The sequence below is a fragment of the Nereida ignava genome (genome assembly GCF_001049735.1).
GTDB lineage: Bacteria > Pseudomonadota > Alphaproteobacteria > Rhodobacterales > Rhodobacteraceae > Nereida > Nereida ignava.
Genome location: NZ_CVPC01000010.1, coordinates 88,182 through 96,175, shown reverse-complemented (window position 1 = coordinate 96,175; position 7,994 = coordinate 88,182). Strand labels below are relative to the sequence as shown.

At 53.7% G+C, this 7,994-nt stretch carries 9 protein-coding genes; 3 read left to right on the top strand and 6 right to left on the bottom strand.

Features of this window, described 5'->3' with window-relative positions; all coding sequences use genetic code 11:
• The 3 genes from NIG5292_RS09865 to NIG5292_RS09855 all read left to right on the top strand — a co-directional run.
• Nucleotides 1-783, top strand: a 783-nt coding sequence (locus NIG5292_RS09865) for a glycine betaine ABC transporter substrate-binding protein (RefSeq protein WP_048599377.1), incomplete at its 5' end; no start/stop codon positions are given.
• A gap of 105 nt (nt 784-888) precedes the next feature.
• Nucleotides 889-1,914, top strand: a complete 1,026-nt coding sequence (locus tag NIG5292_RS09860; RefSeq protein WP_048599363.1) for an ABC transporter permease — start codon at nt 889-891, stop codon at nt 1,912-1,914.
• Between the two features lie 15 nt (nt 1,915-1,929).
• Nucleotides 1,930-2,964 (top strand): quaternary amine ABC transporter ATP-binding protein, encoded by a 1,035-nt coding sequence (locus NIG5292_RS09855; RefSeq protein WP_048599362.1) that lies wholly within the window; start codon nt 1,930-1,932, stop codon nt 2,962-2,964.
• 97 nt (nt 2,965-3,061) lie between these two features.
• Here NIG5292_RS09855 and NIG5292_RS09850 read toward each other — a convergent pair whose 3' ends face one another.
• From NIG5292_RS09850 to NIG5292_RS09825, 6 genes are all read right to left on the bottom strand, one after another.
• Nucleotides 3,062-3,370, bottom strand: a complete 309-nt coding sequence (locus NIG5292_RS09850) for an ArsR/SmtB family transcription factor (RefSeq protein ID WP_048599361.1) — start codon at nt 3,368-3,370, stop codon at nt 3,062-3,064.
• A gap of 95 nt (nt 3,371-3,465) precedes the next feature.
• Complete coding sequence (locus NIG5292_RS09845; RefSeq protein ID WP_048599360.1) at nt 3,466-4,701, bottom strand: TCR/Tet family MFS transporter; 1,236 nt, start codon at nt 4,699-4,701, stop codon at nt 3,466-3,468.
• A complete protein-coding gene (gene pcaD, locus NIG5292_RS09840) occupies nt 4,698-5,489 on the bottom strand; it encodes a 3-oxoadipate enol-lactonase (RefSeq protein WP_082136684.1) in 792 nt (263 codons plus the stop codon). The genes NIG5292_RS09845 and pcaD overlap by 4 nt, the downstream gene beginning before the upstream one ends.
• A 5-nt stretch (nt 5,490-5,494) precedes the next feature.
• Nucleotides 5,495-6,457, bottom strand: a complete 963-nt coding sequence (locus NIG5292_RS09835) for a threonine ammonia-lyase (protein ID WP_048599359.1) — start codon at nt 6,455-6,457, stop codon at nt 5,495-5,497.
• Nucleotides 6,454-7,281, bottom strand: coding sequence for an alpha/beta fold hydrolase (locus NIG5292_RS09830; RefSeq protein WP_048599358.1), 828 nt, complete (start codon nt 7,279-7,281; stop codon nt 6,454-6,456). Before NIG5292_RS09830 ends, NIG5292_RS09835 begins: the two co-directional genes overlap by 4 nt.
• On the bottom strand, nt 7,281-7,946 hold the full coding sequence (locus NIG5292_RS09825; protein WP_048599357.1) for a haloacid dehalogenase type II: 666 nt from the start codon (nt 7,944-7,946) through the stop codon (nt 7,281-7,283). The genes NIG5292_RS09830 and NIG5292_RS09825 overlap by 1 nt, the downstream gene beginning before the upstream one ends.
• Nucleotides 7,947-7,994 lie beyond the last annotated feature (48 nt).

The window sequence follows — 7,994 nt, the reverse complement described above, 5'->3', positions numbered from 1 at the left end:
TCAACGGTGCCTGCGCTGACATCTGTTGCTGAAACCGGCGAGCCGGACATCGTTACCGAGACGTGGGTCAACTCTACACCTGTTTACGAAGAGCTTGTTTCATCTGGTAAGTTGGTCGAAGTTGCTGATGTTCTGTCAGATGGCGGCGTTGAAGGCTGGTGGATCCCGCAGTACCTTGCGGATGCCCACCCAGAGCTGCTCACCCTTGAAGGCGTTATGGCGAACCCTGAGTTGGTAGGTGCACGTTTCCATGACTGTCCATCGGGTTGGGCGTGCGACATCATCAACAACAACAATATTAAAGCGATTAACCTTGAGGGTAGCGGCATTGAGCGCTTCCAGCACGGTTCAGGTGAAACGCTTGCTACTGCGATTGCTGCCGCATATTCCGAGCAAGAGCCATGGTTTGGTTACTACTGGGCGCCGACCTCTGTGCTTGGTAAATACCCAATGGTCCGCGTTGACGTAGGTGCGCATGATCCAGAAGCGCACGCGTGTAACGGCACACCGGATTGTGCGACACCAACACTGTCTGCATACCCGACAGCCAAAGTGAAAACTGCTGTTTCCGGCACATTGACCGAGCGTGAGCCAGAGGTCGTTGAGTTGATGAGCAACGTAAGCTTCACGAACGCGCAGATGGGTGAAGTTTTGGCGTGGCAAGCGGACAATAACGCAAGCTACGACGAAGCCGCAGTTTACTTCCTGACGAACAACAAAGACGTCTGGAGCAACTGGCTGAACGCAGAAGCAAAAGAAAAGCTTTCCGCACTGCTTCAGTAAGCGTTAAGGTCGACAAAGCAGCGCCCGCCGATTTGCGCGGGCGTTGCTATTTTAAGGATCCGCTCTTTTTGAGAGCAAGAGGTCTGCAACAGGGAACGGGAAAACATGGCATTTTATGATTGGGTCTTTGACGGGCTCGGGCTCCGGGAATGGTGCGACAGCGATACAAGCGCTGCACCGCTATCGATGGCAGATTTGCTGGCGCAGGCCGGCAATGACGAAGGCGGCGAGGGGGTTCCTTTCCCGTCTCTAGATGCGTTGAACGAAAGCTGCGGTACGGTCAGTCAGACACGTGACCTGACAGCTGGCATCGAAGACGCGTTTTTGGCGGCTAAATCATCACTGAAGCTGGTGCTTGATCCGATCACACAACCGCTGTCTTGGGCCCTTGATGGGGCGCTTTGGCTGTTTCAGGCTGTGCCGTGGTTCGTGATGATCCCGTTGTTGGTGCTTTTGACATGGTACGTCGCGCGATCCTTTGCGGTGACAGTGTTTGTCGCACTTTCCTTCTTGTTCCTTGGCTTCATTGATCACCTTGACGTGGCGATGCAGACCTTGGCGATTATTTTTGTCTGTACGGGGCTGTCGGTCATACTGGGCGTGCCTATTGGCATTGCGATGTCGAAATCTGACACGATGCAGCGGGCGTCTATTCCGGTGCTTGATTTGCTGCAAACCTTGCCATCGTTCGTGTATCTTATCCCGCTGATCTTCTTGTTCTCGGTCACCGAGTCCAAGTTGTACGGTATTGCGATCATCCTTTATGCGATCGTTCCGATCATCCGTTTGACGGATTTGGGCATTCGCCTTGTGGACAAAGACGTGATCGAAGCAGCCGATGCGTTTGGCATGACCAACCGTCAAAAACTTATCAAAGTGCAACTTCCATTGGCGTTGCCCAACATTATGGCCGGGGTGAACCAGACCATTATGATGAGCCTTGCGATGGTTGTAATTGCGTCACTTGTGTCTGCGCCTGGCCTCGGTGTGCTTGTGCTGCGCGGTATCCGTAACCTTGAATTGGGTGTGGGTATTGTTGCGGGTATCGGCATCGTGCTGTTGGCGGTTATCCTTGATCGCACCTCAAAAGCTGCCCTGTCCCGCGTGGACATGGGTCGCAACCAAAACTGATCCGGAGCAGGACACATGACACAAGAACCAAAAGTCCGCCTGCGCGGAGTGTACAAAATTTTCGGCTCTGAGCCGGAATCAATGATGCCCCACGTTCATGGTGGCATGGGTAAAGAGGAGTTGCTGGCCGAGCACAAACACGTTCTTGGCCTGCAAGATATCAACGTTGATATGCAGGCCGGTGAAATCACGGTTGTGATGGGCTTGTCCGGCTCGGGTAAGTCTACGCTGATCCGTCACCTAAACCGTTTGATTGAACCCACTGCGGGCGAAATCTTGATCGACGGTGATGACGTAATGAAGCAGTCGGAAAGCGGTCTTCGCGCCCTTCGCCAAGAGCGGATGTCTATGGTGTTTCAGAAGTTCGCTCTTCTGCCGCACCGGACTGTTTTGCAGAACGCTGCCATGTCGCTCAACGTGCGCGGTATGGATGTTCAGACCCAAGAGAAAGAGGCCGCCAAGTGGTTGGACCGTGTGGGTTTGGGCGGCTATGAGAACCGCTATCCATCACAGCTTTCTGGTGGGATGCAGCAGCGTGTGGGGATCGCCCGTGCGTTGACTGCGAACACGGATATCATGTTGATGGATGAGGCATTCTCTGCCCTTGATCCACTGATCCGCACAGACATGCAGAACCTGCTGTTGGAACTCCAAGCAGAATTGCAAAAGACCATCATCTTTATCACGCACGATCTAGATGAAGCGCTTAAACTTGCCGATCACTTGGTGATCCTGAAAGACGGCGCAGTTGTGCAGCAGGGTGAGCCGCAGGGTATTCTGCTTAATCCTGCTGACCCCTACATCGAGGATTTTGTCTCGGATATTAACCGCGCGCGTGTGTTGCGGGTGAAATCTGTGATGGGCGCATTGTCTGCCAAGAAGTTCTCGGGAGATGTGCAGCTGACGGACAATCTTGAAAGTTTGATCGCGTTGTCTGAGGGGGATACGTCCAATATTTACCGTGTTCTCGATGGTGAGACGCCCGTAGGTCAGTTGGATATGCGGGACCTTGTCAAAGCGCTGGTGCCCCGGATTTCATCGGCCGCGTAAATTCTGCGTGCAGATAAACAAAAACAACAGCCGCGAAGGGGAGACCTTTCGCGGCTTTTTGATTGTCGAATAGGGGAAGCGGTTTATCGAAGTCGGATTAGGCGTCGTGTTGAAGCACACAATTAATGGCATCAATTGCGCGATTGTCTGACAGCGAGTAGTAGATCGCCTTACCTGAACGCCGTGTCCGGACCATGCCTTCGGCGCGTAAACGGCCCAATTGCTGGCTAACCGCAGATTGACGAATGCCAAGCAACTCTTCCAGATCTCCGACAGACTTCTCACCGTTTGCCAAATGACACATGATCATCAACCGTCCAGCATGCCCGAGCGTTTTGAGATACTGCGCAGTATCTTCTGCCAGTGGGGCAGTGCGTTGCGCGATGCTGATGGTTTCGTCTCTCAAAGTGTAAATCCTTAATTACATAATAACTGTAATCTAAAGTTTACACTAATGGCAATGGGAAACTTCCGTAGCGGTACTCTGCGCTGTTTTCCGCTTTATGACTGACCGCGCCGCCAGCCCAAAAAGACAAAGAAACACAACACCATTAGGGCTGCGGACAGTGCAAATGCAGCCCCCGGCAGATAAATGCCAACGTCATCTGTAAAGTAATAAAAGAGCCACGTTAGGACCAGCGGTGCCAAGATCATTGCCAAGGACTTGGCTGAGGCTATGACGCCTTGCAGCTCTCCTTGCTGATCTGCGCCTGCCGCGCGGCTCATCAACCCTTGAAGTGCGGGTGTCACAACGGCACCAAAGGCGGTCACGGGAGTGAAGGCCAGCACCAGCCATCCCAGACTGACGCTTGATAGGAATACAAACGCCAGCCCATTGAAGATAAAGCCGTAGATGATTGTATTTACCTCACCAAATTTTGGGATGACCCAGCGGATCAGAAATCCTTGGACGATGACCATCGAAATCCCGAACGACGCCAGTGACACGCCCACCATTGAGGGTGCCCATCCAAATCGTTCTTGAGTGAAATAAGCCCATGTGGCGGGGTAGACGATGAAGGCAAACTCATAAACGAAAAAGAGTGTGAGCAGCGCTGTGACCCCCTTCAGTTTGCTGATCTGTAATAGCGCCCCAAGCGGGTTTGCGCGTCGCCAATCAAGGGGGCGGCGTATCGCATCCGTCACAGTTTCGGGCAATACAAAATAGCCCAGAACAAGATTCATCGCAGCAAGGCTTGCGGCGGCATAAAACGGCGCGCGGGTTCCGAATTCAGCCAGCAGTCCGCCTATTGCTGGGCCCAACACAAAGCCGATGCCAAAGGCGGCGCCGATTAGCCCGAAGTTGGCAGATTTTTTCTCTGGCGCGGAAATGTCGGCAATGAATGCGGCCGCTGTGGATTGGGTCGCGGCGGTGATCCCACCCACAACGCGGGTTAAAAACAGCAACCAAATGCTGCCAGCAAGCGCCATCACCAAATAGTCCACTGCCATGACGAAAAGCGAGATTAATAGAACCGGCCTTCGGCCAAAACGGTCGGACAGTGATCCCAAAGCTGGCCCAAAAACAAACTGCATCACCGCAAACGTTGTGGCCAAAATACCGCCCCAAATCGCGGCGGTTCCCAAAGTGCCACCACTTACTTCGCGGATGAGATCGGGCATTACGGGCAAGATCAAGCCAATCCCCATTGCGTCAAGCGTCAGCGTGATCAATATGAAAACAAAGGGTAGGCGTGTGCTTTTGATTGGCTGCTGCGCAGTTTCAGAGGTGTTCATATGTGGCCTATGTTTTTTAGAAACTGCGTGATCACTTCTGCATAGGCTCCCGGCGCTTCAACGCAAGGTAAATGACCGACACGCCGCATCAGGTGAAATTTCGACCCGGGAATGACATCAAGTGTTTCGCGAACCAAGTCCGGCGGAGTTACTTGATCTTCCGAACCGACGATCCCCAAGGTTGGCAATCGCAAACCGCTTGTTGGGGTGTAGAAATCCGTGCCCTTGATCGCATGACAGCAGCCAAGGTAGCCCTCTAAAGAGGTCGACAAAACCATCTGGCGAAAAATGTGTGTCTGATTGAACATCCCGTAATCGCGGCTGAACCATTTTTGCAAAATACTGTCTGCGGAATTGCTTAACCCGTGCGCGCGATACGTATCAATCTGGTCCTGCCAGTGATCAGTGTTTCCAATTTTTGCCGCCGTGTTAGACAGGACCAGCCCGCGTATAAGATCAAGCCGCTTGACTGCCAGCCCTTGTGCAATCATCCCGCCGATCGACGTTCCAAGGACCACTGCATCCTGCACACGTAGATGATCCAAAGCCGCTTCAATGTCGCTGATCAACTGGCCCATTGAGTAGGGGGCATCGGGTGCGCTTGAGCGGCCATGCCCGCGAATATCGCATCTGATTATTCGCAAGTTAGGGGGTAAATGCGGTAACAACCCATCCCAGATGCCCACATGTGTTCCAAGCCCGTGCAGCAGCACTAATGGCGCGCCTTCACCTTCTGATTTACAGAAGATTTGCTGGCCCTGTGGGCGATCGATGATGTGTTCGCTCACGGATGTCAGTCCAGCGTTTCAAGCGCGCGCGCAAACATTGGTGCGTCCACATTGCCGCCGCTGGCCGTGGCAATAATGGTATCGCCCAGACCCTTATTATGAAAAAGCGCTGCTGCTAACGCGATCGCCCCGCCTGGCTCCAGAACGACTTTTAGGTGGGTAAATGCCAATGCCATTGTTCGTAGGCACGTTTCATCACTTACAGTAATGCCGCTGTGCAGCAGGCGGCTCATGATGGGAAAAGTCATCTCGCCCGGACATGGGCTGATGATGGCGTCACAAAGACTGCCGGTGGTGGACGTGTTGCTTAGTCTCTTGCCCGCTGCAAGCGAACGTATCACATCGTCAAAGCCAACCGGCTCAACGGGACGAACACGCATTTTTGGTGCGTCAGCCTCAAGCGCGAGGGCGATACCACTCACGAATCCGCCGCCGCCGCAGCAAACCAGAACATCCGCTTCATCAATGCCTGCCTCTTTTGCTTGCGCAGCAATTTCCAACCCGCATGTGCCTTGGCCAGCTATGACATCGGCGTTATCAAATGGCTTGATCAGAGTAAGTTTACGCTGCGCAGCAATTTGTGCACCAATTTGATCCCGATCTTCAGATTCACGACTGTAAACAATAACTTCTGCGCCAAGCGCCTTGGTATTATTGATCTTAGTGAGCGGTGCATCCGAGGGCATGATAATCACTGCGGGTAGCCCAAAATGCTGCGCAGCATTTGCGACACCTTGGGCGTGGTTCCCACTTGAATATGCAAGCACACCTTTGGTGTCTTTTGGCAGCGCACTTATGGCCGCCCAGCCACCACGAAATTTGAATGACCCCGTGTGCTGCAGGTTCTCAGCTTTCAAAAACACGCGCTTGCCCGCAATTTTGTCGAGGGCTGGTGAATTGAGCAGTGGCGTACGGCGCACGTGCCCTTCAAGTCTTTTGTCCGCTGCGCGAATTTCATCAATGTTCATAAACAATCCAACCATTTGTTCAGGGTCTGCACTGCCGCTGGTTCATCCAAAAATGGCACATGACCGCGGTCTTTAATGACGGCGTGCATCATATCGGGGCGTTTGGCCAGCATCTTGTCGAGGGTGACTTGAGTAAACAGGTCTGAGTTTTCGCCCTTAATTGTGCAAATTGGTAAACCTGCCAGCGCATCAAATAAGGGCCACAGATCGGGAAGGGGCGTATCAGGGGGCGGCACAATGGTTTCCGACAGGCGCGGGTCATAGTTGATTTTCAAGCCATCGGGCGTTTGGCGATAATGCGTGTGCACTTCTTCGTGCCAACGGCTGGCTGGCACATTCGCAAAGCCCACCATCAACTGCGCACGCATGTTGGCCGCCTCAGAGTAGGTTTGTGCAGCAGGATTGCGCCCCACATACGCACGGATTGCATCCATGCCAGTTTGGGAAATCTCGGGCCCGATATCATTCAGCGCGACACCGATGAGGCGGCTTTTGTGCGTCGCAGCAAGCGCCATGGCGATTAACCCGCCGCGTGATGTTCCCAGGATTGCAGTGGAGTTCACCCCCAGATGATCCAGCAAATCCAACGCGTCTTGGGCTTCGTGAGCGATTGAATATGTGGCAGGGTCGGCCCAATCCGATTTGCCTCGCCCGCGGTAGTCCATGGTTATGATCCGCACATCGCCGCGTTGGCGCAAATGGGGGATGACATACTGAAAATCGTCACTGTTACGGGTCAGCCCCGACAAGAGCAAAAGGGGCGTGCCGCTGCCCTCGTCAGTATAATAAAGGTTGGTGCGGTCAGCTGCTGCGAAAATTGGCACTAGAGATACTCGGCAATTTTGGTCAGGTCCCGCTCGATAATTTTTGGCACCCCGTAGAGCCGGTCCACAGGGTCCCCCGCGCGGTTCACCCAGACGGTGCGCCAGCCGTAGTGCGCCGCACCCGCCGCGTCCCAGCCGTTGGATGACATGAACAGCACCTCATCTTTTGGCGCCGTTACCATGTCATAAACACGTGTGTCGGGCTTGAAGACGCCGATGTCATCAATGCTCCAGACATTTGTAAAGGCATGGCTTAGCCCAGCTGAACCGATCGCAGCATTCAACATGTCGTGGGTACCGTTGGACAAAATGCTGCAAGATATACCGCGCGCAGATAGATCGCGCAGCACAGTTGCAACTTCATCGTAGGCATCAAGGTGGCGGTAAAGGTCCAGCAATCTTTGGCGCAGATTTGCGTCAGAAATTCCCTGGGCCTCAAGGGCCCAATCAAGCGCGTCTTGAGTGATTTGCCAGAAATCAGCGTGTTCTTTGGCGATTGTGCGCAGCCAAGTGTAGTTCAGCTGTTTGGCGCGCCAGTCTGCTGCAAGTTGTTGCCAGCACTCAGCTATTGCGTGGTTTTCTGGCTGTGATGCTGCTCGGCGGGCGGCCGAGGCTACATCAAACAACGTGCCGTAAGCATCGAAAACACAGGTGGTGATGGGCATTTCCTTGGCTCCTTCAACGTACAAAGCCAGAGTGCCCATCCGCCCGCC

Bases quoted from the DNA above. Each gene is read 5' to 3' on its own strand.
- NIG5292_RS09855 (WP_048599362.1), top strand. From the start codon at position 1,930: ATGACACAAGAACCAAAAGTCCGCCTGCGCGGAGTGTACAAAATTTTC.
- NIG5292_RS09825 (WP_048599357.1), bottom strand. From the start codon at position 7,946: ATGCCCATCACCACCTGTGTTTTCGATGCTTACGGCACGTTGTTTGAT.
- NIG5292_RS09835 (WP_048599359.1), bottom strand. From the start codon at position 6,457: ATGAACATTGATGAAATTCGCGCAGCGGACAAAAGACTTGAAGGGCAC.
- NIG5292_RS09860 (WP_048599363.1), top strand. From the start codon at position 889: ATGGCATTTTATGATTGGGTCTTTGACGGGCTCGGGCTCCGGGAATGG.
- NIG5292_RS09845 (WP_048599360.1), bottom strand. From the start codon at position 4,701: ATGAACACCTCTGAAACTGCGCAGCAGCCAATCAAAAGCACACGCCTA.